The sequence below is a fragment of the Pseudomonas sp. C6002 genome, assembly GCF_013385805.1.
Classification (GTDB): Bacteria; Pseudomonadota; Gammaproteobacteria; order Pseudomonadales; family Pseudomonadaceae; genus Aquipseudomonas.
Genome location: NZ_JACAPH010000046.1, coordinates 137,992 through 163,084, shown reverse-complemented (window position 1 = coordinate 163,084; position 25,093 = coordinate 137,992). Strand labels below are relative to the sequence as shown.

Genomic DNA, 25,093 nt, shown 5'->3' with positions numbered 1-25,093 from the left:
TTTTAAACCTGTTAAGGAGCCGTCCCATGTCATCCAACGCAGAAATACGCCCGCCGTTGCCGCCATTCACCCGTGAATCGGCGATTGAAAAAGTTCGCCTGGCCGAAGACGGCTGGAACTCCCGGGACCCGCAACGGGTATCCCTGGCCTATACCCTGGATACCCAATGGCGCAACCGCGCCGAGTTCGCCCACAACCGCGAAGAGGCCAAGGCCTTCCTGACCCGCAAATGGGCCAGAGAGCTGGATTATCGGTTGATCAAGGAGTTGTGGGCGTTTACCGGCAACCGCATTGCGGTGCGCTATGCCTATGAATGGCATGACGACTCCGGCAACTGGTTCCGCTCCTACGGCAACGAGAACTGGGAGTTTGACGAGAACGGCTTGATGGCGAACCGGTTTGCCTGCATCAACGACATGCCGATCAAGGAAAGCGAGCGCAAGTTCCACTGGCCGCTGGGGCGGCGTCCGGATGAGCATCCGGGGTTGTCGGAGCTTGGGTTGTAGGCTCGACGCTACACAACTGTGGGAGCGGGCTTGCTCGCGAAGGCAATGGCTCAGCCAACATCTCCAGCGACTGACCCACCGCTTTCGCGAGCAAGCCCGCTCCCACATTGGTATTTGCCGTATCCGTCAGTCCTGGTTCAAACCCACCCGATACAACACGCCGTTATCTTCATCCGTGAGCACATACAGGTAACCATCCGGGCCCTGGCGCACATCGCGGATCCGCGCTTTCAGGCCGCCCAGCAGTCGCTCTTCGTGGATGACCTTGTCCCCATCGAACTGCAAGCGAATCAACTCCTGGCTGACCAATGCCCCGATAAACACGTTGTGCTGCCAGGCCTTGAACCGGTCGGCGTCGTAGAACGCCATGCCACTCACGCCGGGGGATTTCTCCCAGACATGGTGCGGCGGCACTGTGCCTTCGGCGGTCTTGCCCTTGGCCTCGGGAATCGGCGTCAGGGAATAGTTGATGCCATGGGTCGCCAGCGGCCAGCCGTAGTTTTTCCCTCGTTCAATGATATTGATCTCATCCCCGCCGCGCGGGCCGTGTTCGTTTTCCCAGAGTGTGCCGCTCCACGGGTTGAGTGCCGCACCCTGGGGGTTACGCTGGCCGTAGGACCAGATTTCCGGCCTCACGCCTTCCTGGCCGACAAAGGGGTTGTCTTCCGGTATACGACCATCCGGGAAGATCCGCACCACTTTGCCTTGCAGCTTGTCGAGGTCCTGGGCGGTGGGCCGGTCGTTGTTTTCCCCAAGGGTCACAAACAGGTAACCATCGCGGTCAAACACCAGCCGCGAGCCGAAGTGGTTGCCCGTGGACAGCTTGGGCTCCTGACGCAGGATCACCTTGAAGTCTTGCAGGCCGCTCAGGTCATCGCTCAAGCGCCCACGCCCGACTGCGGTGCCTGCAGTGCCATTCGTGCCGCCGCCCTCGGCGTAGGACAGGTACACCAGGCGGTCCTCCTTGAAGTCCGGCGACAGCACCACGTCCAGCAGGCCGCCCTGCCCTTTGGCAAACACCTTCGGCACGCCACTCAGGGGCGCGGACAGTTTGCCGTCCGGGCTGACAAACCGCAGGTTGCCGGGACGTTCGGTGACCAGGAAGCCTTGCTTGTCCGGCAGGAACGCCACCGCCCACGGGTGATCGAGGCCCTTGGCAATCGGGGTGACGGTGATACTCCCTTGCTCGCTGGGAAACTGTTGGGGGGCGGCCGCCGAGACAGGCAGCGCCAGGGGCAGCAAGGCAGCGGCGCAGAAGGTCGCTAGAAGGGTTTTGCGTAACAGCATACGGTGGGTTTCCTTGTCGTCTTTACACACTCAATCGCCGCGATTGCCATTGGCGTCACGGGTGGGAGCCTTGGGCTGGATAGCCGGCGGGGTCTGCGCGCCGTCACGGCGCTGGACGCTGTTGCCGATACCGCCGTTTTGCAGGGTCGGCGGCCGCTGTGCCGGCGGAATATAGGTGCCTCGCGCTGCCGGCGCGTTGGGCTGGGTGCCCTGCATGCTGTTGGGGTTGGCCTGGTGGATGGGGCCGTTGTAGGGGTTGTTGCTGCTGCCGGGCAGGTTTTGCGCCTGTGCCAACGAACTCAAGGCCAGGCCCAACGCCAATACGGCAAGGTTGCGCAAACGGGTGTTCATGACAAAGCCTCTCTGGGCGCAAGTAATACGTGCTTTCGATAACACGCTACGCCTTGGGTTCGGCTTTGGTAACTAAATAGTTTCTCATCAGGTGTAACACGATCTGTCTGAAACCCTGGTGCCAGCCGGCTGGCCAGGGAAACTTTTGCCGAATCCGCCCTGTCACCTGAAGACCACACACTTCAGGAATACCGACATGCCACGGGCTATCTGGAAAGGCGCAATCAGTTTTGGCTTGGTGCACATCCCCGTGTCACTGGTCTCGGCCACGTCCTCCCAGGGCGTCGACTTCGACTGGCTGGACAAACGCAGCATGGACCCGGTGGGTTACAAGCGCATCAACAAGACCACCGGCAAGGAAGTCACCAAGGAGAATATCGTCAAGGGCGTGGCCTACGAGAAAGGTCGCTACGTGATCCTCAGCGAAGACGAAATCCGCTCGGCTCACCCCAAGTCCACCCAGACCATCGAAATCATCGCGTTTGTGGCCAGCGACCAGATCCCGTTGCAGAACATCGACACGCCCTACTTCCTGGCCCCCGACAAGCGCGGCGGCAAGGTGTATGCCCTGCTGCGCGAAACCCTGAAGAAAACCCGCAAGGTCGCCCTGGCCAACGTGGTACTGCACACCAAGCAGCACCTGGCGGCACTGATGCCGCTGGAGTCGGCGCTGGTGCTGGTGATGCTGCGCTGGCCTGCCGAAGTGCGTGGCCTGGACGAGTTGGAATTGGGCAGCGACGTGACCAAACCGACATTGGCCAAGGGCGAACTCGACATGGCCAAGCGTCTGGTGGAAGACATGAGTGCCGACTGGCAGCCGGACGAATACCGCGACAGCTTCCAGGAAAAGATCATGGCGCTGGTGGCGAAGAAGGCCAAGGCCGGCAAGATCGAAGACGTGGAATCCAGCGAAGGTGTCGACGAGCGCAAATCTGCGGACGTGATCGACCTGACGGAGTTGCTCAAGCGCAGCCTGGCCGGCAAGCCCGCGACCAAGGCTGCAGCCAAGAAACCTGCCGCGAAAAAGACCAGCAAGGCTTCATGAGGTAGACCGCCATGGCCAAGCCCCTGAGTGAATACAACGCCAAGCGCGACTTCGACGTGACCGCCGAACCCGCCGGCAGTGCGCCTCGCGCCAGGAACCGGGCGCATGCCCTGTCGTTCGTGATTCAAAAGCACGATGCGCGCAACCTGCATTATGACTTTCGCCTGGAGCTCGACGGCGTCCTCAAAAGCTGGGCGGTGCCCAAGGGCCCAAGCCTCGACCCGAGCCAGAAGCGCCTCGCGGTGCATGTGGAAGATCATCCATTGGGCTACGGCAGTTTCGAGGGCAGCATTCCGGCAGGCCAATACGGCGCTGGCGATGTGATCGTGTGGGATCGCGGTGTATGGCAGCCCCACGATGACCCGCACAAGGCCTACGCGGCCGGCAAGCTGAAGTTCAGCCTGATCGGCGAAAAACTGGCAGGCGACTGGACGCTGGTGCGCACCCGACTCAAGGGCAGCGGCGACAAGGAGCAGTGGTTGTTGATCAAGGAGAACGATCAGCAGGCACGCCCGGTGGCTGACTACGATGTGGTCCAGGCTGAACCGAAAAGCGTGCTGAGCGACGCAACGGTGGGGGCTGCGAAAAAGCCCGCAGCGCCGAAGAAAGCCAGGCGCAAGCCCTCAACCGACCTGCCCGATCAACTCGCGCCACAGCTGGCGACACTGGTGGACCGTGCACCGGAAGGCGATTGGGTGTACGAGATCAAATTCGACGGCTATCGCATCCTCGCGCGGATTCGCGATGGCGAAGTTCGGCTGTTCACCCGCAATGGCCATGACTGGACCGATCGCCTGCCACGCCAGGCCAAGGCCCTGGAAGCCCTGAAGCTCAAGGACAGTTGGCTTGACGGTGAGGTGGTCAGCCTGAACGCCGACGGGCTGCCGGATTTCCAGGCGCTGCAAAACGCCTTTGATATCGGCCGCAGCCTGGACATTGTCTATTACCTGTTCGATGCGCCGTTCCTGGACGGCCGCGACCAGCGCGAAGCCGCTGTCGAAGAGCGCCGCACCGCACTGAAGGACGCGGTTAGCCGCAGCAAGAGCAAGCTGCTGCGCTTCTCCGAGTCCTTTGCTGCCAACCAGCGGGATATCTTCGAAAGTGCCTGCGACCTGGCGCTGGAGGGCGTGATCGGCAAACGTGCCGGCAGCCCCTACGTTTCCAGGCGCAGCCCGGACTGGATCAAGCTCAAGTGCCGGCTGCGCCAGGAATTTGTGATCGTAGGGTTCACCCGCCCGCAAGGTTCGCGCAGCGGGTTTGGCGCGCTGTTGCTGGCGGTCAATGATGACAGCGACCTGGTGTATGCCGGGCGCGTAGGTACCGGATTCGATCAGGCCGCGCTGAAAAAGATCAGTGCACAGTTGAAGGCGCTGGAACGCCAGACTTCACCGCTGGCCAAGCCCCTGACCAGTGCCCAGGCACGCGGCGTGCACTGGGTCGAGCCGCAGCTGGTGGGCGAAGTGCAATTTGCCGAATGGACCCGCGAAGGTGTGGTGCGCCAGGCGGCGTTTGTCGGGCTGCGCACCGACAAGCCGGCGGAGCAGATTGTGCATGAGCAGCCGCGGACGGCCAAATCGCTGAAGGAAAAACCCCGCAAAAAGGCGGCGGGCACCGGCGCCGTGGCTGGGGTCAGGATTACCCATCCGGACCGAGTCATCGATGCCCAGAGCGCTACACAGAAACTGCAACTGGCACAGTTCTATGAGGGTATCAGCGAATGGCTCCTGCCCTTTCTGCGCAACCGGCCGGTGTCCTTGCTCAGGGCACCGGAAGGCATTGCCGGCGAACAGTTTTTCCAGAAGCACTCCGAGCGCCTGGCGATCCCGAATATCAAGCAACTGGACCAGGCCCTGGACCCGGGCCATGCGCGGCTGATGGAAATCGACAGCCCGGCCGCGCTCATCGGTGCCGTGCAGATGGGTACCGTCGAGTTGCATACCTGGGGCGCTACCGCTGACAAGATTGAAACCCCGGACCTGTTTGTGCTCGACCTCGACCCGGACCCGGCACTGCCGTGGAAAAGCATGCTTGAAGCGGCGCAACTGACCTTGTCGGTACTCGATGAACTGGGGCTTGAAGCGTTCGTCAAGACCAGCGGCGGCAAAGGCCTGCACCTGGTGGTGCCGCTGGCGCGCCGCGATGGCTGGGACTCGGTAAAGGCCTTCGCCAAGGCCATCGCCCAGTTCATGGCGCTGCAGTTGCCTGAACGCTTTACCGCGACTTCGGGCCCGAAGAATCGCGTGGGCAAGATCTTCATCGACTACCTGCGCAACGCCCGGGGCGCCAGCACGGTAGCCGCCTACTCGGTGCGGGCGCGGCCCGGCCTGCCGGTATCGGTACCGGTGAGTCGTGATGAGTTGAAGAGTTTGCACAGCGCCCAACAATGGACGGTGGCTAACCTGCACGAGCGTTTGCAGGGTTTGAAGAAGGACCCGTGGGCGGGTTATGCCAATCGGCAGAAGATCAGCAAGAAGATGTGGGAGAAGCTGGGGGCGCATCCGCCAGGCTGATGCGCTCCGCTGCCCGGTTCAGATGAGGATGAAGATCGCGGCCAGGCCGGCAAAGATCGCCCATTTTTCCAGGTAGTAACGGGTGCGGTTGCGTTTCTTCAACTCCTTGCCCCGCAGGCGAATCTTGTACAGGCGGGTAAATGCACGGTTCAGGCCGCCGGTCTTGTCACCGGCATCGTTGGGCGAACCGGCCGCAGCCATCACGTTGCGGCTGAACCAACGGTTGAACGCGGCCGCCCAGCGGTACTTCATCGGCCGTTCGATATCGCAGAACAGAATGATCCGGTTCTGCTCGGTGGTGTTTTCGGCGTAGTGGATGAAGGTCTCGTCAAACATCACCGGTTCACCATCGCGCCAGTAGTAGTTTTCACCGTCCACGTTGATGTAGCAGCCCGGGGAGTTGGGCGTGTCCAGGCCCAGGTGGTAACGGTAGGAACCGGCATACGGGTCACGATGGCGTACCAGCTTTGAGCCCGGTGGCAGCTCGGCAAACATCGCGGCCTTGATCGAGCCGATGCTTTGCACCAGCTCGGTGGTGCGCGGGCACAGCTTCATCGCCGAAGGATGGCTGTCGCCGTACCACTTCAAATAGAAACGCTTCCAGCCCGACTTGAAGAACGAATTGAAACCCACGTCATTGTACTGGTCGGAGCGCTTGATCTCGCCTGCGCGCAGCAGGTTCTGGCCTTCCTCGCGGATCTCTTGCCAATGCTCCTGAAGCGGGCTCAGGTCGGGAAAGTCGCTGGGGGACAGGTACGGTCGGCTGGGCAGTTTGGAAAAGAGGTAGAGAAAGCAGTTCACCGGAGCCAGGAAGGTCGAGTGATCACTGAGCTGGCGCCCCAGCTTGTGGCGCACCCGGCCACGCAGGTGGACATACGCAATAGAGGCAACGTAGAGAGCAACAATGATGAGTTTCAAGGTATTCGTCACAAGTCAGAAGAGAACAGGCTGCTCCCGCGTGCCCACAACGGCCGAGGATTGAAGATGCAGCACCTGAAATCACAATTCACAAAACCGGCAACACGAACGGCTGGGTGACAATCCGGTCGTGGCCATTGGCAGCTATTTTAGCCACACTTTGTAACCAAAGGTTAATCAAGATTTGTGAAAAGGTGTCCAGTGAGTGTGCCAGGAAGAGCAGCAGCGGGCTTGCCGGGCGGCCTGCCCGCTGCTGAAGGCGTCAGACTTTCGGTTCGTCATCCTTGCGTGTACGCAGAGAAAGCCGATATTCATCCAACTCCGAGTAGGGTACGGCTTCGCGTCGTGCCAACAGATGGCGGCCCAGCGCAATCAGTACACCCACGGTCAACCCTGCCAGCAGGCTCAGTATCATAACCAGGGCTTTCTTGGGCTTGATCGGGCTCAGCGGCTCTTGGGCACGACGGTCAATGGTTACCAGCTTGAGGCCACTCATGTCGATATTCAGGCCTCGCAAACGCGCGACTTCCGCTCGTAACGGTTCAACATCCTGCAAGAAAATGTCTTCATTCCCGCGATTTTTCAGCACCTCCACTTCACGGTTGACCTCCAGCATCTGCAACTCTTTGCCAATCTGTGCAATGCGGCTGTTGGTAAAGTCGTCGCTGGTACGCGCCTGCAACGCGGCACGTTCCGCCTCAAGCGCCTCTGTACCGAGGAAGTACAGCGGGATTTTCTGGTTGTTGACCTCGGTGCGCATTACTTGATTCGAGCCGCTACGCGAGGCATCTGCCATGGACGAAGGAGTGGTCGGGGTCTTGATGCCCATCGACTTGGCGATGGAAATGGCCTCCGCCAGCTCTGCCAGCCGGTCCGTGCGCTCCATTTTCATCTGTAAGCGCAGGGCACCCAGTTCGTCCTCCAGCTTGGCCCGTTTGAGCCTGTCGGCTTCAAGCAGCTTGGCAATCTTCGATTCCTTGTCGGTTTCGTAATTGGAGCGCGCCGCGTCGATTTTGCCCTTGAGTTCGTTCAAGCGGTTATTGACGATCACTTTAAGGTCAGCACCGACCTGGGCACGTTCCGAATCAATTGCGTAGTCTACAAAGCCGTTGAGAATCGCTACCCCGTCGATGTCTGCCGGGTATTCCAGCTCAAGCTTGATATAGCTGCTCAGGGAGTCGGACTTCTTGGGATCGGGCAGGCTCAGGTTGATGGAGTTTCGATTGAATTCTTCGAAACTCTGCTCGAGGCTTTGCCCGGTTTTCTGGAACGCCTTGAACAAGTCCTCATGGGACTTGAAAAACCCCAGGCGCGCTTCGTATGAGTCCAGTTGCGCCCCCACTTTGTTCAGGGCGTCGGCCGGCGGCAACTTATAGACTTCGGAGCGGTTCAGAGCATCCAGCTCATTGATGGCAGCCGGGCGCAGCACACTGCTGACCTGATACTCCCGCGGGGCCAGAAAAGCGTAGCCCGCCCCCAGCACCCCCGCCAGAATCGTACACCCCAGCACCAACTTCTTTTGCCGCCAGATACCATGACACAGTTCAAACAGATCAATTTCGTCCGATGCCGCATGAGCGTGGAGCCGAGGAGTTTTATTCAAAACTGATGCACCTTAAAAAGTCGACAGTCAGCGGTCACACATATTCATCAAATACTGAATGGCCGCTTGAAAATCAGGGACAACGCCCTGTACACAAGACACGAACGGTCTACCGATGGTCATCGGACCACCTCGGTCATGGAAAAATCCCACATCACCGTAGATTGTTTTCGTTCAGATTACGCAGGAGCCCCTACCCTGGTGCTGAGCGTAGACGAACTTGTAAAGAACCGTTTCCGAATCAACGCACAAAATGGCGCTAAATACCCGTGAATACTGGGAAAATTCGTACGCAACAATGAGAAAACAGACAATTCTCACAAAATCGATTCAGCTTATCCGTCAGGCATCTACGCACCAAGGTATTGACTGCTCGTTTTTTAACCAAAAAGGAATTTATATGACACCTGCTTCAAATGCGGATTTCCAGGCGCTCCAGGGGGCATGGGAACAAACGGCGCTGGAAGACAATGGTGTGCTCAATCCCACGGATGAACACAGCGCGCCAGGCGCGATCACGACAATCTCGGGCGATCAATTCCAGGTGGTGACGGTCGACGGCGAGGTTTTACTGGCAGGCAGCTTCACGCTCGATGCCAGCACGGCACCCAAAAGCATTACCTGGGTTGACTCGATGGGAGAGGATGCCGGCAAGCAGTTACCCGCGAGTTACCGGCTGGAAGGTGATCACTTCGTGTTTATTGCGGCAGATGAAGGCATGCCCCGCCCTACCCGCTTCAGTACCGGCCCAGGGCAAACCATGCGCACGTTCGTGCGCAAACCCTGACACGGAGATACATCCGTTCCTGCGACATGGTTTTCACATGCCCTTCACTTGTTGACCTATAGGGTGAAGGCTACCTACTCCAGTGAACACCTTGGCCCGTCTACCCCACGGGCCTTTTTTTGCCTGCACGGCAGCCAATCAGCACGGGCGCTTGATGGCGGTGGGGGTGTAGCACGGGGCAGCTGAGCGGGCTGGTTTTGATACCTGGGCTGACAGCATGTCCATTGCGTCTCCAATATGTTCCGGTCATTGCGACAAAAGAAGTCCGCCCTACACCGAAAGCCTCGCCATCCTTGAACCGGTAAAGAGCCTTCACTGTAGGGCGAACGGACGGAAAATAAGCCAGGCTTATTGGATGTTCAACTGTTAACAATAAAAAGCCCTGAAAAAGCCTCGATCAGCGCTATTTTTCGATGCAAATGGCTCCACTTTGTAAATGTTTTTGCTTGTATTGCCATACGAGTGCAACGCCGCCTTCAGAAACTATACCTTCACGCCATGGGTCACTACTGCTACCGACCTCTTGCCTGAAGACCGTGCCATGGCTACTCGCTCTGACCTGCGCAACACCCTGTCCCTGGACAGCCTGAACTTCTTCCTGGCGGACGTGCGTGACGGACTGGGGCCGTACCTGGCGATTTATCTGCTGGCCGTGCACCACTGGGACCCCGCCAGCATCGGCGTGGTCATGACCCTGGCCGGCATCGCGGCCCTGCTCACCCAGACGCCGGCCGGCGCATTGATTGACCGAACCCGCAGCAAACGGGCAGTGATCGTGATCGCCGCGCTGCTGGTGACTGCCAGTTGCCTGCTCCTGCCCTTCGTCAGCTCCTTCAGCCTGGTGGCGCTGACCCAGGCGGCCAGTGCAGCGGCGGCCTCGGTGTTTGCGCCGGCCATCTCGGCGATTTCCCTCGGGATCACCGGGCCGCGCGCTTTTACCCGGCGCACCGGCCGCAATGAAACCTTCAACCACGCCGGCAACGCGGTGGCGGCCCTGCTCGCAGGTGGGTTCGCCTACCTGTTCGGCCCGGTGGCGGTGTTCTATCTGATGGCAGTCATGGCTGCGGCGAGTGTCATCGCGGTCAGCTGCGTGTCAGCCCAGGCAATCGACCACGAAGTCGCACGGGGTTTCGACCCTGCGCATGGCACCGGCCATGAACAACCGTCGGGGTTGGCCGTGCTTCTGGCGAACAGGCCCTTGATGCTGTTTGCCATCTGCTGCGCGCTGTTTCACCTGGCCAATGCGGCCATGCTGCCGCTGGTCAGCCAGAAGCTGTCGCAGATCAACCTGCAGATGGCCACGCCGCTGACCTCGGCCTGCATCGTCGCGGCCCAGTTGGTGATGGTGCCGGTGGCCTGGCTGGTGGGCGTGAAGGCCGACGTGTGGGGGCGCAAGCCGTTGCTGCTCGCCGGTTTCATGATCCTGCCGCTGCGGGGCGTGTTGTATACCCTGTCCAGTGATCCTTATTGGCTGGTGGCGGTGCAGATGCTTGACGGGGTCGGCGCCGGGGTGTTCGGCGCGCTGTTTCCGGTGATCGTCAAAGACCTCACCCAGGGCACCGGACGCTTCAATGTCAGCCTGGGCGCGCTGTCCACGGCATTCGGCCTCGGCGCGGCCTTGAGCAGCAGCCTGGCAGGTTTTGTCGTGCAGTGGGCGGGTTACAACGCCGCGTTCCTGACCCTGGCCGGCGTGGCGGCCGTCGCATTGGGGCTGGTGTGGGTGGCAATGCCGGAGACTCGGGCGAATCCATCCGTGCAGCGCCATACAACTCCCGCCTGACATATGCGACAATGCGCGCCAAATTCCAACATGCACCCATTTTTCTGCTCAGCGACTGGGCCCCAAGCCTTGATGTCGCTGCCGACGTATGCCCGTTGGCCTGGGCCACAAAATGGGCCCGGCTCAAATTAGCGCACTCCAAGCTATTGATAGGTAAAGTAATTGATCTCCACAGCTAACATCACCATGCAGTTCGGCGCCAAGCCGCTATTTGAGAACGTTTCGGTCAAGTTCGGCGCAGGCAACCGTTATGGCCTGATCGGTGCCAACGGTTGCGGCAAGTCGACTTTCATGAAAATCCTCGGTGGCGACCTCGACCCGTCGGGCGGCCAGGTCATGCTGGAGCCGAACGTGCGCCTGGGTAAACTGCGCCAGGACCAGTTCGCCTACGAAGAATTCACCGTACTCGACACCGTGATCATGGGTCACGAAGAGCTGTGGAAGGTCAAGGCCGAGCGCGACCGCATCTACTCGCTGCCGGAAATGACCGAAGACGACGGCATGGCCGTGGCCGAGCTGGAAACCGACTTCGCCGAGATGGACGGCTACACCGCCGAATCCCGCGCCGGTGAGTTGCTGCTGGGCCTGGGTATCGGCATCGAGCAGCACAACGGCCCGATGAGCGAAGTGTCACCAGGCTGGAAGCTGCGTGTATTGCTGGCCCAGGCGCTGTTTTCCGATCCGGAAGTGTTGCTGCTCGACGAGCCGACCAACCACCTGGACATCAACACCATCCGCTGGCTGGAAAACATCCTGACCCAGCGTAACAGCCTGATGATCATCATCTCTCACGACCGTCACTTCCTGAACAGCGTCTGCACCCACATGGCCGACCTGGACTACGGCGAGCTGCGCCTGTTCCCGGGCAACTACGACGAATACATGACCGTGGCGACCCAGTCCCGCGAGCAGTTGCTGTCGGACAACGCCAAGAAGAAAGCGCAGATCTCCGAGCTGCAATCCTTCGTCAGCCGCTTCTCGGCCAACGCCTCGAAAGCCAAGCAGGCCACTTCCCGTGCCAAGGCGATCGACAAGATCCAGCTGGCCGAAGTCAAGCCATCGAGCCGCGTCAGCCCGTTCATCCGCTTCGACCAGACCAAGAAGCTGCACCGCCAGGCGGTCATCGTCGATCGCATGGCCAAGGGCTTTGACGGCAAGACGCTGTTCAAGGACTTCAGCTTCCAGGTTGAAGCCGGCGAGCGCGTGGCGATCATTGGCCCGAACGGTATCGGCAAGACCACCCTGCTGCGTACCCTGGTCAACGAACTGACCCCGGATGCCGGTACGGTCAAGTGGACCGACGCGGCTGAACTGGGCTATTACGCCCAGGACCATGCTTCGGACTTCGAAGACGAGTCCAACCTGTTCGACTGGATGGGCCGCTGGACCAAGGAAGGCGAGCAAGTGGTTCGCGGTACCCTGGGCCGCATGCTGTTCTCCAACGACGAGATCCTGAAGTCGGTGAAGGTGATTTCCGGTGGCGAGCAAGGTCGCATGCTGTTCGGCAAGCTGATCCTGCAAAAGCCGAACGTGCTGATCATGGACGAGCCGACCAACCACTTGGATATGGAGTCCATCGAGGCGCTGAACCTGGCGTTGGAGAACTACCCGGGTACGCTGATCTTTGTCAGCCATGACCGGGAGTTTGTGTCGTCCCTGGCCACCCGCATCATCGAGCTGAGCCCGAGTGGGGTGATCGACTTCAGCGGGACTTATGACGATTACCTGCGTAGTCAGGGTGTGGTTTTCTAAGAGCCGCCGGTAGTTTGAAATGCGAAAGCCCCGTCCAGTGTGATGGGGCTTTTTTTTGGGATATGGCTCTGCTTTTCTGTGGGAGCCGTCGAGCTTTAGCGAGGCCGCGATAGCGGTGTGCCAGGCAACATCTTTATTGACCATGCCGCCGCCTTCGCAGCCTTGCTACAGCTCGACAGCTCCCACACTTTACCGCGTCCGCTTTAGTCGTCCCGGGCCAGGGAGGCCCCATGGATCCAAAGCCGGATAGGCACGGGCCGCAATATCATCAAATATAGTTAGCCTGCTTCCTTTTACCCCAAGCCCTTGCCATGATGCCCGCACCGCCCGCCCGCGAACGAGTCCCCATGCCTGCCACACAGCCCGCCCCCCCCCAGTTCCTTGTCGATCACCCTGCAGATCGTCTCCATCGTTTTCTACACGTTTATCGCGTTTATCTGTATCGGCCTGCCGATTGCCGTCATCCCCGGCTATGTCCACGGTGAGCTGGGTTTCAGCGCGGTGGTCGCCGGGATAACCATCGGCTCGCAATACCTGGCCACGCTGCTCAGCCGCCCCATGGCGGGGCGCATGTCGGACAACGTGGGCACCAAGCGCGCTATCGTGCTGGGCCTGAGCGGGATTCTGCTGAGCGGGGTGCTGACGTTCATCGCCACGCTGGTGCAAAGCTTGCCGTTGCTGAGCCTCGGCATATTGATTGTCGGCCGGCTGTTACTCGGCGTCGCGCAGGGCCTGATCGGCGTCGGCACCATCAGTTGGTGCATGGGCGCGGTCGGTGCCGAACATACGGCACGATCGATCTCGTGGAACGGCATCGCCTCCTACGGCGCGATTGCCATTGGTGCACCGCTTGGGGTGGTGATGGTTGCCGACTACGGCTACACCAGCCTCGGAATCGCCCTCACGGCACTTTCCGCCCTGGGCCTGCTGCTGATTCGCAACAAACCTTCGGTGCCCGTGGTGCGCGGCGAGCGGCTGCCCTTCTGGGCGGTATTCGGGCGTATCGCGCCGTTCGGCGCCAGCCTGTGTCTGGCATCGATTGGCTACGGCACCCTCACCACCTTTATCACCCTCTACTACCTGAGCCGTGGCTGGACCGGCGCCGCCTGGTGCCTGACGGTATTTGGCGTGTGTTTCATCCTGTCACGGCTGGTGTTTATCTCTGCCATCAACCGCTTCGGCGGCTTCACCGCGGCGATTGCCTGCATGACCATCGAAACCCTGGGCCTGACGCTGCTGTGGCTGGCACCGTCCACCGGCGTGGCCTTGATCGGCGCCGGGCTGACCGGCTTTGGTTTGTCGCTGGTGTACCCGGCGCTGGGCGTGGAGGCGATCAAGCAGGTGCCCAACAGCAGCCGGGGCGCCGGGTTGAGTGCATATGCGGTGTTTTTTGACCTGGCGCTGGCCATTGCCGGGCCGGTGATGGGTGCGGTGGCGCTGAACCTGGGCTACTCGTGGATCTTCTTCTGCGCCGCCCTGCTCTCGGTCACCGGCCTGGGCCTGACGTTGCTGCTCAAGCTCCGCGCTTACTGATCAGCCGTCTGCAAGCCCGCCCGGGTGGATTGCCCGAGGGTGTGATTAAAGAACCGCCCGGCCTCGGAAATCAGGTCGCGGTGGATGCTTTCACGGTCAACCCCGTCGGCATCGGTGCACATGGCGGGCATCGCGGCCAGTTGGCTCTCGTCGCAAGGCGCCATGAACACAAAGTGCCCTGCCCCGGCCAGCAGCTTGAAGTCCGGCGGCTCCGGCAGTTTGCGCGCCAGGGCCTCGGCGTTCTTGTCCACGGCCACCAGCTTGTCGCCGTCGCCGCTGTAGAGCAGCACCGGTACATGCACGTCCGCCAGGGTGTGGCGGCCAAACATCAGGCTCAACGGCGCCATCAACATCAAGGCATGGATACGCGGGTCGGCCTGCGGTTGCAGGTCGTCGCGGTCGACGATCAACTCGCCCTTGGTGGTGCAGGCGTCGCGATCTTCCGGGCGTTGCTGGCAGTAGCGGCGCAGGCGGTCGAGGTCCGGCTTGGCGCCGGCGAGGATCAGCGCGGTTTCGCCACCGGCCGAATAACCGATGACGCCTACCTGGTCGACGTTGACGAATGGCGACAGCATCGGGTCGCCGAGGGTGGCGGTGATCGCTTCGGAAATCTGGATCGGGCGCCCGTACAGGTTGCTCAAGGTGCCCAGCCGGCTGTGATCCTTGTAGTTGTCGCCAGGGTGCAGCACCGCCACCACCACAAACCCCTTGCGCGCCAGGGAGGTGGCGAGGTCGTGCAGGGCCAGGGGCGTGCCGGTATTGCCGTGGGACAGCATCAGCATCGGAAAGCGGCCGATGGCGATTTTCGAGTCTTCAGTGGCGGCGATGTGATAAGCGCCCACCTGGGTGGTGTGTTCCAGGCCGGTGGACGGGTAGAACGCGACGGCTTTCATCGGCTGCAGATCCAGCGGGTCGAGAAAAGTCATGCGGTGGAAGCCCACACTCCAATGGGGGTGCGGCGCGGGCGCGGCTTGCACTGAAATCAGGCCGCCGAGCAGGGAGAGAACCAAGACTGCACAAAGACGCATCATGGGGATGTCCACCTTTGTTGCGTAAGCCCGCGTAGCTGTTGAAGTATCCATGGTTCAGGCGCTCGGACTGGCAGGGTTTACCCATGCGTGCATAACCTGGGCCAAAGTAGTGACAGCGGGTAAACGAAAAAACTCCGTACTCCGATCGCTTTTCAGGCGAGCAGAATACAGAGTTTAGGCGCCTCGAATCAGATTGATATCGAGGAACAGCAAAATTTACACAAGTCTTACGCTGCGGCGAACAATTGTTCGTTGATCACTGCGTTGGCGTCGCTGATCGCCTTGCTGCGCACTTCATCGCCATAGCCCAGGCCGTGAGCGCGGACGATTTCGATGTCGGTGATGCCGAGGAAGCCCAGCAGTACTTTCAGGTAGTCTTCGTGAGCCACACCGGTAGGCTGGCCAACGTGCAGGCCGCCGGAGGTCGACACGATGATGACTTTCTTGCCACCGGCCAGGCCTTCAGGACCGTTTTCGGTGTAGCGGAATGTCTGGCCGGCGACGGCGATACGGTCGATCCAGGCCTTGAGTTGGGTCGGGATGGTGAAGTTGTACATCGGCGCAGCCAGGACGATGGCGTCGGCCGCGAGGAATTCGGCGAGGGTGTTGGCGCTCAGCTCGGCTTCATGTTTCTGTACGGCATCACGCAGCTCGGCAGCGGTGCCCAGTGCACCCAGGGTCACGCCGGAAAAGTGGTTGATGCCTTCGCTGGCCAGGTCACGGTAGGTCACTTCAACGCCTGGCTCGGCCGCCTGCCAGGTCTTGACGACACCTGCGCTCAACTGACGGGAAACCGAGTTGTCGCCGAGGATGCTGGAATCGATATGCAACAGTTTCATGGTTAATCTCCAAGTAAGCATCGCCAAGGGCGACGGAATGGAAATAAGCCTACAGATGAAACCAATCAGCGATTAGTCAGGCAATATGCGATTATTCGTCCCACTGACAGGACAATAGGCCGACCATGCAAGATCTGAATGACCTCTACTACTTCGCCAAGGTGGTGGAAGCCGGCGGTTTCGCCGCTGCCGGGCGACTGCTGGGGATTCCCAAGTCGCGGCTGTCGCGGCGCATTGCCGAGCTGGAAGAACGCCTCGGCGCCCGCTTGCTGCAACGTACCACCCGCCAACTGACCCTCACTGCCGTGGGTGAACGCTACCTGCGCCACTGCCAGGCAATGCTGCTGGAGGCGGAAATGGCCGATGAGGCAGTGGCCAGCATGTCCAGCGAACCCCGTGGCCGGCTGCGGGTCAGCAGCCCCGTGGGCCTGGCTCACCAATTCCTGCAGACCGTGGTGGCGGAGTTTCTCACCGCCAACCCGCTGGTGCAGTTGGAGATGAACCTGGTCAACCGCCGCGTCGACCTGGTGGCCGAAGGCATTGATGTGGCCTTGCGCGTGCGCGAGCTTGGGGATGAAGACCCGCTGCTGGTGACCAAGCGCCTGCGCCAGGCCCAGACCGCGATTGTCGCCAGCCCCGACTTTGTGCGTGAGCGGCAGATCGACACCCTGGAAGACCTCAAGCAACTGCCGGTGCTGGGCGCCCTGGAAGCAGACCGCATGGTGCACTTCCGCATGCTCAGCCCGGAGGGCAGCAGCCACGACCTGGTGATGGAAGCGCGGCTGGGGATCGATGATTTCCTGGTACGCAAGGCCTGCGCCCTCGCCGGCCTGGGGTTTACCGTGCTGCCGATGATGTATTGCGAGGAGGAATTGGCCAACGGCCAGTTGGTGCAGCTCTTGCCGCAATGGTCATTGCCGGGCGGCTGGTTGCAGGCGGTGTACCCACATCGGCGCGGCGTGTTGCCGGCCGTGCGGGCCTGGATCGACCACCTGGATAACGCCTTCAAAGGTTGCGGAGACCGTTTGCTATGAGAATGACCGAAGAACAAGTCGCCACGTTTTGCCTGGGCTTGCCCGGCGCGCGGGAAGATTACAAATGGGGTGGCGTGCGGGTGTTTTCGATTGCCGGCAACAAGATGTTTGCCTTGCAGAACCTGCGGGGCGACTCGCTGGCGTTCAAGGTCGACAAGGAGCTGTTCCTGGGCCATGTGGATCGCCCCGGCATCCACCCGGCGCCGTACCTGGCACGGGCGCAGTGGATCATCATGGAAACGCCCTACCCGCTGGGCGCCGAGGAACTGCGTGGCCTGTTGCAGCGCTCCCACCAGTTGGTGGTGAGCAAGCTGCCCAAGCGCACGCAGGTCGGCTTGTTGCTAGAAGATCGAGAGTAGCGTGCCACCCAGGAACAGCTGATCAATCCAGAACACCTGGTGCAGCAACACGATCAGCCAGAACACCACCTGATAAGACACCTTGCGCGTCTTGTGGCGGAACACCTGCTGGGCAATCAACGCCCCCGGCCAACCGCCTGCCAGCTCCACCGCGTGCAGGACGTTTTCCGGGGTGCGCCAGCTGTCTTCGCGAGCCTTGCGCTTGTCGCTCCAGTACAGCAGGAACGCCACCACGCTGACCACGCCATAGGCCACCAGCGGGATCAGCGAAACCCCGCGGTACCCCAGCAGCGCCGCACCAAACAGCGGCGCGGCGCACAACAGTGCAAACACCAACGCCTTGAAGCGCGGATGCTGGATGATCATGGCTTGACGGCCGACCAGTCGATCCAGCCGAACTGCCAGGTGGCCAGGATCACCAGGCCGAAGGCGATCCGGTACCAGGCGAACGCCGCGTAGCTGTGGCTGGCGATGAACTTGAGCAGCGCCTTGACCGCGATCATCGCGAAGATGAACGAGGTGACAAAGCCGATGGCAAACACCGGCAGGTCATCCGGCTGGAACAGGTGACGGTACTTGTAGCCCGAATACACCGCTGCGCCGACCATGGTCGGCATCGCCAGGAAAAACGAGAACTCGGTGGCGGTCTTGCGTGACAGGCCGAACAACAGGCCGCCAATGATGGTAGCGCCCGAGCGCGAGGTGCCCGGGATCATGGCCAGGCACTGGGCAAAGCCGACTTTGATCGCGTCCTTCCAGGTGATGTCGTCGACGGTTTCGGCGTGCACTTCATGCTGGCGGCGCTCGGCCCACAACATGATGACGCCGCCCACCACCAACGCCGCCGCAACGGTGATCGGGTTGAACAGGTAGTGTTTGATCAGGTCGGCGAAAATCACCCCCAGTACCACCGCCGGCAATACGGCAATGATCAGGTTGACGGTGAAACGCTGGGCATTGCGCTGGGTCGGCAAGCCAATGACCACGTCGAGGATCTTGCGTCGAAACTCCCACACCACCGCCAGGATCGCGCCCAGCTGGATGATGATATTGAACGCTTCAAAGCGTTCGCCACCGAAGTTGATCAAGTCGGCCACGATAATCTGGTGCCCGGTACTGGAGATCGGCAAAAACTCCGTCAGCCCCTCTACAACGCCGAGTATCAGTGCCTGTACGGCGGTCCAAAGATCCATCGATTCCCCCAAAGGTCATGCCCACGGCATGCCTCGTTGATATTTTTTAGACGTTCACTAACGAAGAGTGCGCTGCAAGCACAGCGCAAATAATCAAGGCCGAACTGCGAAAATTCCGTGAAAAATCAGGCAGGACTCAGGTTTTTTGATTCTGGGCCGAAAGCCTATCAGACAAGCCGGAAATGTCGATGCAGCACCCAAAATTATAAGAACACGGAGTGACAGGACCATGAACAGTTTGCGCAATATGTCTATCAGCCGGCGCCTCTGGCTGATCCTGATCGTCGCCGTGCTGATGCTGCTAACCCTCGGCCTGCTTATGCTCAAGCAGATTCATGGCGACCTGTACCAGGCCAAGAGTGAGCAGACCCAGCGCGTGGTGCAAACCGCCAGCGGGATCCTGACTTATTATCACAGCCTCGAAACCAGCGGCGTCCTGAGCCGTGAAGCGGCGCAGAAGCAAGCCTTGAGCGCGGTACGTGGCTTGCGCTACGGAAAGGACGACTACTTCTGGATCAACGACCTCACGCCCGTGATGATCATGCACGCGGCCAACCCCAAGCTCGACGGCCAGAACCTGTCGGCCATCCGCGATCCGGACGGCTTTGCGGTGTTCAACGAGTTCGTGATCCTGGCCAAGGCCAAGGGCGCCGGGATGGTGAATTACCGCTGGCCCAAACCCGGCGCCGATGCGCCGGTGGCCAAGACCTCCTATATACAGCTGTTCGAACCCTGGGGCTGGATCATCGGTTCCGGCGTGTATGTCGATGACGTGCAAGGCGAGTTCCGCGGCCAGGTGTGGAAAGCCTCGGTGGTTGGCCTGGTGATCGCGCTGATCATGGCCCTGCTGGTAGTGCTGATAGCCCGCAGCATCGTGCGCCCGTTGCAGCAGGCAGTGAATGCGATGGCCAATATCGCCAGTGGCGAAAGCGACCTGACCCGCACCCTCGACACCCATGGCCAGGATGAAGTCACTCAATTGTCGCGGCACTTCAACAGCTTTACCGCCAAGCTGCGGCAGGTGGTAGGCCAGTTGCAGACCTGCGCCAACGCCTTGGGCCAGTCGTCCACCGAGCTGGGCAGCAACGCCAGCGATGCCCATGACCGTAGCCAACAGCAATCGCAGCAGATGGAACTGGTGGCGACGGCGATCAATGAAGTCACCTATGGCGTACAGGACGTGGCCAAAAATGCCGAGCATGCCGCCAGCGAAATGCGCGATGCCCAGGTGCAGGCCGAACAGGGCCAGCTCAATATCGATGGCAGCCTGCAACGGATCGACCAGCTCTCCGGCACCATCAGCCAGGCCGTGGAGGTGATCCGGACGCTGTCGACTGAAAGCACGCAGATTGGCGGCGTGCTGGAAGTGATCCGCTCGATTGCCGACCAGACCAACTTGCTGGCTCTCAACGCCGCCATCGAAGCGGCCCGCGCCGGGGAGCAAGGCCGTGGTTTTGCGGTGGTGGCCGACGAAGTACGGCTGCTGGCCCAGCGCACGCAAAAATCCACGGCAGAGATCCAGGCGATGATCGAGCGCCTGCAAGGCCATTCGGAGGCAGCGGTCAAGGTCATCAGCGACAGCCACCAGGCCTCGCAACTGACTATCGAACAAGCAGGCCAGGCGGGCGCGAGCCTGACTGCCATCGGCCAGGCGCTGCGTAATCTCAACGGGCTGAACGCCTCGATTGCCAGCGCCACGTTGCAGCAGGCGCATGTGGTGGAAGACATCAACCAGAACGTCACCCAGGCAGCCGGCTTGTCCCACAGCACCGCGCTGGCGGCGCAGCAGTCCAGCGTCGCGAGTGCGCACTTGAAAGGCCTGAGCGAACAACTCGACAGCCTTCTGCGCCAATTCAAGGTCTGACGCCGCTCAAATGTGGGAGCGGGCTTGCTCGCGAATGCGGTGTATCTGTGCCAAATTTGTTGGCTGACTCACCGCATTCGCGAGCAAGCCCGCTCCCACATTGGTTACAATCAGCGCCCTCTTCGACTCCCCCAAGGAACCGCCATGTCCGGGCTTGAACTGTTTGCCGCCGCCCTGGGGGTGATCGCTGTCTGGTTGACGGTTAAACAGAACCCGTGGTGCTGGCCCATCGGCCTGGTGATGGTGCTGCTGTACACCTGGATCTTCTTCGATGTGAAGCTCTACTCCGACATGCTCCTGCAAGTGATCTACGCCGCCCTGCAACTCTACGGCTGGTGGCAGTGGACCCGCGCCGGTGAGGTCAAGCAGGGCCGGCAAGTCACCAGCCTGGGCCTGCAACCGATCCTGCAAGGCCTGGCTGTGGGTGCTGTGGGCAGCCTGTTGCTGGGCGCAGCCATGGCCCACTGGACCGACGCCGCCCAACCCTGGCTGGACGCGGCCCTGACCGGCTTCAGCCTGGTGGCGCAGATGTGGATGGCGCAAAAACGCGTGCAGTGCTGGCCGTTGTGGATCACCGTGGATGTGATCTTCGTCGGGCTGTTCCTCTACAAAGGCCTGTACCTCACCGCCGCGCTCTACGCCTTGTTCACCGTGATCGCCGTGCAGGGCTGGCGTGAATGGCGCGCCGACCCGGCGTTGCACGCATGAAGGTGGTGGTACTGGCCGGCCCGGAATCCAGCGGTAAAAGCTGGCTGGCCGCCCAGTTGCAGGCACATTTTGGCGGGGTAATGGTGGGCGAATACGTGCGTCATTTCATCGACCACCACCAGCGCGATACCACCCTGGCGGATATCCCGGAGATCGCCCGGGGCCAGTTGGCCTGGGAAGATGCCGCCCGCGCCGCGCAGCCGGCGTTGCTGATCCTCGACACCAACCTGCTGACCAACAAGCTGTGGAGCCAGACCCTGTTTGGCGACTACCCGGCGTGGCTCGACAGCGAACTGCTCGCCCGCCACTACGACCTGCACCTGCTGCTGTCGCCGGAAGACGTGGAGTGGACCGCCGATGGCCAGCGCTGCCAGCCGGAGTTTGCCGATCGCCTGGCGTTTTTCCAGGCCAGTCGTGACTGGCTGGAGCAACATCATCTACCGCTACGGGTCATCCGTGGGGATTGGCAAGCACGCCAGGACCAGGCCTTTTCAGCTGTGGAACAACTGCTGGATTGACCGGCGGGGACGGTTTTCATGCACCGCTCGTTAGGCATGGCCCACTTTCAACGCTCTGGCGCGCAGGGCTGAAGACCGGTTATCGGGTCAACGCAGTCCTCTACCCGGGGCACAGGTCAATCCTTAAAAGGAGATTGGCCTATGAACATGCGCATCGTTGCCCGCTTGATCAACTTGCCCGAAGACCGTGGCGTTCGTGTTGAAACCGCCGCCCATCACATCCTGCTGGTGCGTTCGGGTAGCGAGGTTCGTGCCTATCAGGCGGATTGCCCCCACGCCGGGGCGCCCCTGGAGCAAGGCGTGGTCTGTGACGGGAGGATCATTTGCCCGTGGCACAAGGCGGCCTTCCGGGTGGATGACGGCCAGGTCTGCGAGCCGCCCGCGCTGGTGCAGCTCAAGCAGTACCCGGTGGAGATTCACGACGGCGTGGTCAGTGTGGGCGACGAGGCACTGCCCTCGCCCGTTGCCCCGCACACCAACGATTCGCGCTGCTTTATCGTGATTGGCGCCGGTGCAGCCGGTTCGGCGGCCGTGGCCACGCTGCGCCGCAAGGGTTTCAGCGGCCGGTTGTTGTGGATCGACCAGGAACAGGACCCCGCCTACGACCGCACCGCCCTGAGCAAATTCGTCATCTGCGGCGAGATGCCGCCGCAGGAAACACCGCCCTTGCTGGACGAGGCCACCTGCCACGCGTCGCGGATCCACGGCGAAGTGCGCCACCTCGACCCTCAAGCCAAGCGCCTCGAGCTTGCGGACGGTCGCCACTTCGACTACGACGCCGCACTGCTGGCCACCGGCGGCGAAGCCAGGCCGCTGGATGTTCCAGGCACCGTACTCAACAACGTGTTCGTGTTGCGCTCCCGGGACGATGCGGCGCGTATCGTCAAGGCGGCTCAACCGGGCACATGTGCAGTGATCATCGGCGACAGTTTTATCGGCCTGGAAGCCGCGTCCGCCTTACGCAAGCGCGGGTTGACGGTGCAGGTGGTGGGCCGTCACGAGATTCCGCTGGCGGCCCAACTGGGCAAGCGCATCGGTGCCTCACTGCGCCAATTGCATGAAGCCAACGGCGTGATATTCCACACCTCCAGCGAGCCTGCACGCCTGGAAGGCCACATGGACGTGACGACGGTGGTGCTGAAAAACGGCCACAGATTGGCCGCAGACCTGGTACTAATAGGCGTCGGCGTCACGCCTGCCACGGGGTTTGTCGAGGGGCTGGAAAAAGCCGAGGACCAGTCGCTGAAAGCCGATGCCGGTTTGTCTGTCGCGCCCGGACTATGGGCGGCGGGCGATATGGTGACCTTTCCATGGAACGGCCAACCCGTGCGCATCGAACACTGGCGTGTGGCGCAGCAACTCGGGGTGCTGGCGGCGCGCAATATGCTGGGCGCACAACAGGTGTTTGCCGATGTGCCGTTCTTCTGGACGTATCACTTCGGCAAGACCTTTGAACTGCTGGGCCACCCCCGCCACTGGAATCAGCTCCACGTGGAAGGCGACCTGCAGCGCCACGACTTCATCGCCCTGCTCTGCCAGGGCGACGAAGTGGAAGCGGTAGTTGCCTGTGAACATCAGCGGGCCATGGCGCTGCTCTCGCAACGCCTGAAGCACCCGCTGAAGAAGGCCGAGGTGCTGGAGCTGATCCGCGGGCTTTAGTAGCCCAGCGACAACCCGGTATTGCGCCGAGGGTCGTTGGCCCCATAGAAACGGTTATTGCCGACCGGCTTGCCGTCCAGGGACGGCGCGCCTACCAGGATCGCCGCCAGGTGGTTGGCGTCCTGCGGGCCGGCAAACTTGTGGCCCCAGCCTTCGAGGATTTTCTGGGTGTCGGGGCTCAGGGCAAAGCGTTCGATATTGGTCGCCTCAGGCAGCCATTGCTGGTGGAAACGCGGGGCGTCCACGGCTTCCTGGATGTTCATCTTGTAGTCGATCACGTTGAGGATGGTCAGCAAGGTGGCCGTGATGATACGGCTGCCACCCGGTGTACCCACCACCATCACCGCCTTGCCATCCTTGGTGACGATGGTCGGGCTCATGGACGACAGCGGCGTCTTGCCCGGAGCAATGGCGTTGGCTTCGCCCTGCACCAGGCCGTACATGTTCGGCACGCCGATCTTGGAGGTGAAGTCGTCCATTTCGTCGTTGAGGATCACCCCGGTCTTGCTCGCCATCACGCCCGCGCCGAACCAGTCGTTGAGGGTGTAGGTCACCGAGACCGCGTTGCCCCACTTGTCGACGATGGAGTAGTGGGTGGTGTTATTGCCTTCGTGGGGCGAAACGCCCGGCTTGATGTCCTGGGAGATCCCGGCTTTCTGCGGGTCGATGGCAGCGCGCAGTTTGGCGGCGTAATCCTTGTCCAGCAGGTGCTCGACCGGGTTCTGCACGAAGTCCGGGTCGCCGAGGTAGCTGTTGCGGTCGACGTACGCGTGGCGCATGGCTTCGATCTGGTAGTGCAGGCCCTGGGCCGAGTGATAGCCGAGGTCGGCCATCGGGTAGCCTTCGAGGATGTTCATGATTTCGCAAATGACCACCCCGCCCGAGCTCGGTGGTGGTGCGGACACCACATGGTAGCCACGGTAGTCACACTCGATGGGCGCCAGTTCGCGGGTCTTGTATTTGTCCAGGTCGGCCTGGGTGATGATGCCTTTGCCCGATTGGCTGGAATCCACAATCGCCTTGGCTACCCAGCCTTTGTAGAAACCATCGGTGCCCTTGGCGGAGATTTCCCGCAGGGTTTTCGCCAGGTCTTTCTGCACCAGCTTCTGGCCCACCAGCATCGGCTCGCCTCCGTGCAGGAAGATGCCGCGCAGGTCTTTGTCTTTCTTGAATTCGTCAGTAGCGGTGTGCAGCAGGTCGACATCGCCCTGCTCCAGGGCAAAACCGTCTTCGGCCAGCTTGATCGCCGGGGCGATGACCTGGGCGCGCTTGAGGGTGCCGTATTTGCTCAGCGCCAGTTCCATGCCCGACACAGTGCCGGGAACGCCGACCGCCAGGTGGCCCTTGGAGCTGAGGTCCGGGACCACGTTGCCGTCCTTGTCCAGGTACATGTCGGCGGTCGCGGCCAGCGGAGCTTTTTCGCGGAAATCGAGGAAGGTCTTGCGGCCGTCGGCCAGTTGCACGGTCATGAACCCACCGCCGCCGAGGTTGCCGGCTGCCGGGTACACCACGGCCAGGGCGTAGCCCACCGCCACCGCCGCATCCACGGCATTGCCACCGGCCTTGAGCACATCCACGCCCACATGGGTCGCCAGATGCTGGGCGGTGACCACCATGCCATTTTCGCCAGCCACCGGGGCCTGGGAGGCCGCCTGCACGCCGCTGACAGTCAGCACCAGCGCGGTGGCAATCAAAGTTCGGGTAAACGGTTGGTATTTCATCCCTGGCTACTCTGTTTATTAGAAGAACTGGAAAGTAATACGTTTCCGATCCAAGCCCCAGCGTTATGCCGCGTTTGTGACAGAGCCTGTCGGTA

Annotated in this window: 22 protein-coding genes; 13 read left to right on the top strand and 9 right to left on the bottom strand. The window is 61.3% G+C overall.

Going from position 1 to position 25,093, the window contains the following annotated elements; genetic code table 11:
- Nucleotides 1-26 precede the first annotated feature (26 nt).
- Nucleotides 27-506 (top strand): nuclear transport factor 2 family protein, encoded by a 480-nt coding sequence (locus tag HX817_RS30195; protein ID WP_087692671.1) that lies wholly within the window; start codon nt 27-29, stop codon nt 504-506.
- 126 nt (nt 507-632) lie between these two features.
- Here the strand turns inward: HX817_RS30195 and HX817_RS30190 are convergent, their stop codons facing one another.
- Both HX817_RS30190 and HX817_RS30185 read right to left on the bottom strand, forming a co-directional pair.
- Nucleotides 633-1,793 carry a PQQ-dependent sugar dehydrogenase gene (locus HX817_RS30190; RefSeq protein ID WP_177042255.1) on the bottom strand — a complete coding sequence of 387 codons (1,161 nt, stop codon included), beginning with the start codon at nt 1,791-1,793 and terminating at the stop codon, nt 633-635.
- Nucleotides 1,794-1,823: 30 nt separating this feature from the next.
- Nucleotides 1,824-2,144: a hypothetical protein gene (locus HX817_RS30185; protein ID WP_087692672.1), complete on the bottom strand. Its 321-nt coding sequence runs from the start codon at nt 2,142-2,144 to the stop codon at nt 1,824-1,826.
- 196 nt (nt 2,145-2,340) lie between these two features.
- Between HX817_RS30185 and HX817_RS30180 the strand changes: the two genes are divergently transcribed.
- Both HX817_RS30180 and ligD read left to right on the top strand, forming a co-directional pair.
- Nucleotides 2,341-3,189: a Ku protein gene (locus HX817_RS30180; RefSeq protein ID WP_003218456.1), complete on the top strand. Its 849-nt coding sequence runs from the start codon at nt 2,341-2,343 to the stop codon at nt 3,187-3,189.
- Nucleotides 3,190-3,200: 11 nt separating this feature from the next.
- Nucleotides 3,201-5,699: a DNA ligase D gene (ligD, locus tag HX817_RS30175; RefSeq protein ID WP_177042253.1), complete on the top strand. Its 2,499-nt coding sequence runs from the start codon at nt 3,201-3,203 to the stop codon at nt 5,697-5,699.
- 18 nt (nt 5,700-5,717) lie between these two features.
- Here ligD and lpxO read toward each other — a convergent pair whose 3' ends face one another.
- Both lpxO and HX817_RS30165 read right to left on the bottom strand, forming a co-directional pair.
- Nucleotides 5,718-6,617, bottom strand: coding sequence for a lipid A hydroxylase LpxO (gene lpxO / locus HX817_RS30170; protein ID WP_008436177.1), 900 nt, complete (start codon nt 6,615-6,617; stop codon nt 5,718-5,720).
- 262 nt (nt 6,618-6,879) lie between these two features.
- Nucleotides 6,880-8,220, bottom strand: coding sequence for an LPS O-antigen chain length determinant protein WzzB (locus HX817_RS30165; protein WP_177042251.1), 1,341 nt, complete (start codon nt 8,218-8,220; stop codon nt 6,880-6,882).
- A 400-nt stretch (nt 8,221-8,620) separates the two neighbouring features.
- On the opposite strand from HX817_RS30165, the gene HX817_RS30160 reads away from it, so the two are divergent.
- The 4 genes from HX817_RS30160 to HX817_RS30145 all read left to right on the top strand — a co-directional run bounded on the left by HX817_RS30160 (nt 8,621) and on the right by HX817_RS30145 (nt 14,072).
- Complete coding sequence (locus HX817_RS30160; RefSeq protein WP_177042280.1) at nt 8,621-9,007, top strand: TIGR03067 domain-containing protein; 387 nt, start codon at nt 8,621-8,623, stop codon at nt 9,005-9,007.
- 541 nt (nt 9,008-9,548) lie between these two features.
- Nucleotides 9,549-10,787: an MFS transporter gene (locus tag HX817_RS30155; protein ID WP_087692676.1), complete on the top strand. Its 1,239-nt coding sequence runs from the start codon at nt 9,549-9,551 to the stop codon at nt 10,785-10,787.
- A gap of 162 nt (nt 10,788-10,949) precedes the next feature.
- Nucleotides 10,950-12,539 carry an ABC-F family ATPase gene (locus HX817_RS30150; protein WP_008436174.1) on the top strand — a complete coding sequence of 530 codons (1,590 nt, stop codon included), beginning with the start codon at nt 10,950-10,952 and terminating at the stop codon, nt 12,537-12,539.
- 351 nt (nt 12,540-12,890) lie between these two features.
- Nucleotides 12,891-14,072: an MFS transporter gene (locus tag HX817_RS30145; RefSeq protein WP_177042278.1), complete on the top strand. Its 1,182-nt coding sequence runs from the start codon at nt 12,891-12,893 to the stop codon at nt 14,070-14,072.
- On the opposite strand, the gene HX817_RS30140 is transcribed toward HX817_RS30145, so the two are convergent.
- Both HX817_RS30140 and HX817_RS30135 read right to left on the bottom strand, forming a co-directional pair.
- A complete protein-coding gene (locus HX817_RS30140) occupies nt 14,066-15,103 on the bottom strand; it encodes a dienelactone hydrolase (RefSeq protein WP_008436172.1) in 1,038 nt (345 codons plus the stop codon). The two genes, HX817_RS30145 and HX817_RS30140, sit on opposite strands and share 7 nt — an antisense overlap.
- Before the next feature lie 227 nt (nt 15,104-15,330).
- On the bottom strand, nt 15,331-15,942 hold the full coding sequence (locus HX817_RS30135) for an FMN-dependent NADH-azoreductase (RefSeq protein WP_003215366.1): 612 nt from the start codon (nt 15,940-15,942) through the stop codon (nt 15,331-15,333).
- Nucleotides 15,943-16,067: 125 nt separating this feature from the next.
- Here HX817_RS30135 and HX817_RS30130 point away from each other — a divergent pair, with 125 nt between their 5' ends.
- Nucleotides 16,068-16,976, top strand: a complete 909-nt coding sequence (locus tag HX817_RS30130; RefSeq protein ID WP_003215364.1) for a LysR substrate-binding domain-containing protein — start codon at nt 16,068-16,070, stop codon at nt 16,974-16,976.
- Entirely contained in the window at nt 16,973-17,335 is a 363-nt protein-coding gene (locus tag HX817_RS30125; protein WP_032899493.1) for an MmcQ/YjbR family DNA-binding protein, read from the top strand. The genes HX817_RS30130 and HX817_RS30125 overlap by 4 nt, the downstream gene beginning before the upstream one ends.
- Here HX817_RS30125 and HX817_RS30120 read toward each other — a convergent pair.
- Together HX817_RS30120 and HX817_RS30115 are read right to left on the bottom strand one after the other, a co-directional pair.
- Nucleotides 17,318-17,701, bottom strand: a complete 384-nt coding sequence (locus HX817_RS30120; RefSeq protein WP_003215359.1) for a DUF1294 domain-containing protein — start codon at nt 17,699-17,701, stop codon at nt 17,318-17,320. The two genes, HX817_RS30125 and HX817_RS30120, sit on opposite strands and share 18 nt — an antisense overlap.
- Nucleotides 17,698-18,528: an undecaprenyl-diphosphate phosphatase gene (locus HX817_RS30115; RefSeq protein WP_003215357.1), complete on the bottom strand. Its 831-nt coding sequence runs from the start codon at nt 18,526-18,528 to the stop codon at nt 17,698-17,700. Before HX817_RS30115 ends, HX817_RS30120 begins: the two co-directional genes overlap by 4 nt.
- A gap of 229 nt (nt 18,529-18,757) precedes the next feature.
- Between HX817_RS30115 and HX817_RS30110 the strand changes: the two genes are divergently transcribed.
- The 4 genes from HX817_RS30110 (at nt 18,758) to HX817_RS30095 (ending at nt 23,277) form a co-directional block, all read left to right on the top strand.
- Nucleotides 18,758-20,392, top strand: coding sequence for a methyl-accepting chemotaxis protein (locus tag HX817_RS30110; RefSeq protein ID WP_177009413.1), 1,635 nt, complete (start codon nt 18,758-18,760; stop codon nt 20,390-20,392).
- Nucleotides 20,393-20,536: 144 nt separating this feature from the next.
- Nucleotides 20,537-21,100: a nicotinamide riboside transporter PnuC gene (gene pnuC / locus HX817_RS30105; protein WP_003215352.1), complete on the top strand. Its 564-nt coding sequence runs from the start codon at nt 20,537-20,539 to the stop codon at nt 21,098-21,100.
- Entirely contained in the window at nt 21,097-21,618 is a 522-nt protein-coding gene (locus tag HX817_RS30100) for an AAA family ATPase (RefSeq protein ID WP_177022621.1), read from the top strand. The genes pnuC and HX817_RS30100 overlap by 4 nt, the downstream gene beginning before the upstream one ends.
- Before the next feature lie 141 nt (nt 21,619-21,759).
- Nucleotides 21,760-23,277, top strand: a complete 1,518-nt coding sequence (locus HX817_RS30095; protein WP_177042249.1) for an FAD-dependent oxidoreductase — start codon at nt 21,760-21,762, stop codon at nt 23,275-23,277.
- On the opposite strand, the gene ggt is transcribed toward HX817_RS30095, so the two are convergent.
- Complete coding sequence (ggt, locus tag HX817_RS30090) at nt 23,274-24,998, bottom strand: gamma-glutamyltransferase (protein ID WP_003215346.1); 1,725 nt, start codon at nt 24,996-24,998, stop codon at nt 23,274-23,276. The genes HX817_RS30095 and ggt overlap by 4 nt on opposite strands.
- Nucleotides 24,999-25,093 lie beyond the last annotated feature (95 nt).

Coding starts and splice junctions, on each gene's coding strand:
- HX817_RS30195 (WP_087692671.1), top strand. CDS start 27: ATGTCATCCAACGCAGAAATACGCCCGCCGTTGCCGCCATTCACCCGT.
- HX817_RS30190 (WP_177042255.1), bottom strand. CDS start 1,793: ATGCTGTTACGCAAAACCCTTCTAGCGACCTTCTGCGCCGCTGCCTTG.
- HX817_RS30185 (WP_087692672.1), bottom strand. CDS start 2,144: ATGAACACCCGTTTGCGCAACCTTGCCGTATTGGCGTTGGGCCTGGCC.
- HX817_RS30180 (WP_003218456.1), top strand. CDS start 2,341: ATGCCACGGGCTATCTGGAAAGGCGCAATCAGTTTTGGCTTGGTGCAC.
- ligD (WP_177042253.1), top strand. CDS start 3,201: ATGGCCAAGCCCCTGAGTGAATACAACGCCAAGCGCGACTTCGACGTG.
- HX817_RS30160 (WP_177042280.1), top strand. CDS start 8,621: ATGACACCTGCTTCAAATGCGGATTTCCAGGCGCTCCAGGGGGCATGG.
- HX817_RS30155 (WP_087692676.1), top strand. CDS start 9,549: ATGGCTACTCGCTCTGACCTGCGCAACACCCTGTCCCTGGACAGCCTG.
- HX817_RS30140 (WP_008436172.1), bottom strand. CDS start 15,103: ATGATGCGTCTTTGTGCAGTCTTGGTTCTCTCCCTGCTCGGCGGCCTG.
- HX817_RS30135 (WP_003215366.1), bottom strand. CDS start 15,942: ATGAAACTGTTGCATATCGATTCCAGCATCCTCGGCGACAACTCGGTT.
- HX817_RS30130 (WP_003215364.1), top strand. CDS start 16,068: ATGCAAGATCTGAATGACCTCTACTACTTCGCCAAGGTGGTGGAAGCC.
- HX817_RS30125 (WP_032899493.1), top strand. CDS start 16,973: ATGAGAATGACCGAAGAACAAGTCGCCACGTTTTGCCTGGGCTTGCCC.
- HX817_RS30120 (WP_003215359.1), bottom strand. CDS start 17,701: ATGATCATCCAGCATCCGCGCTTCAAGGCGTTGGTGTTTGCACTGTTG.
- HX817_RS30115 (WP_003215357.1), bottom strand. CDS start 18,528: ATGGATCTTTGGACCGCCGTACAGGCACTGATACTCGGCGTTGTAGAG.
- HX817_RS30110 (WP_177009413.1), top strand. CDS start 18,758: ATGAACAGTTTGCGCAATATGTCTATCAGCCGGCGCCTCTGGCTGATC.
- pnuC (WP_003215352.1), top strand. CDS start 20,537: ATGTCCGGGCTTGAACTGTTTGCCGCCGCCCTGGGGGTGATCGCTGTC.
- HX817_RS30100 (WP_177022621.1), top strand. CDS start 21,097: ATGAAGGTGGTGGTACTGGCCGGCCCGGAATCCAGCGGTAAAAGCTGG.
- HX817_RS30095 (WP_177042249.1), top strand. CDS start 21,760: ATGAACATGCGCATCGTTGCCCGCTTGATCAACTTGCCCGAAGACCGT.
- ggt (WP_003215346.1), bottom strand. CDS start 24,998: ATGAAATACCAACCGTTTACCCGAACTTTGATTGCCACCGCGCTGGTG.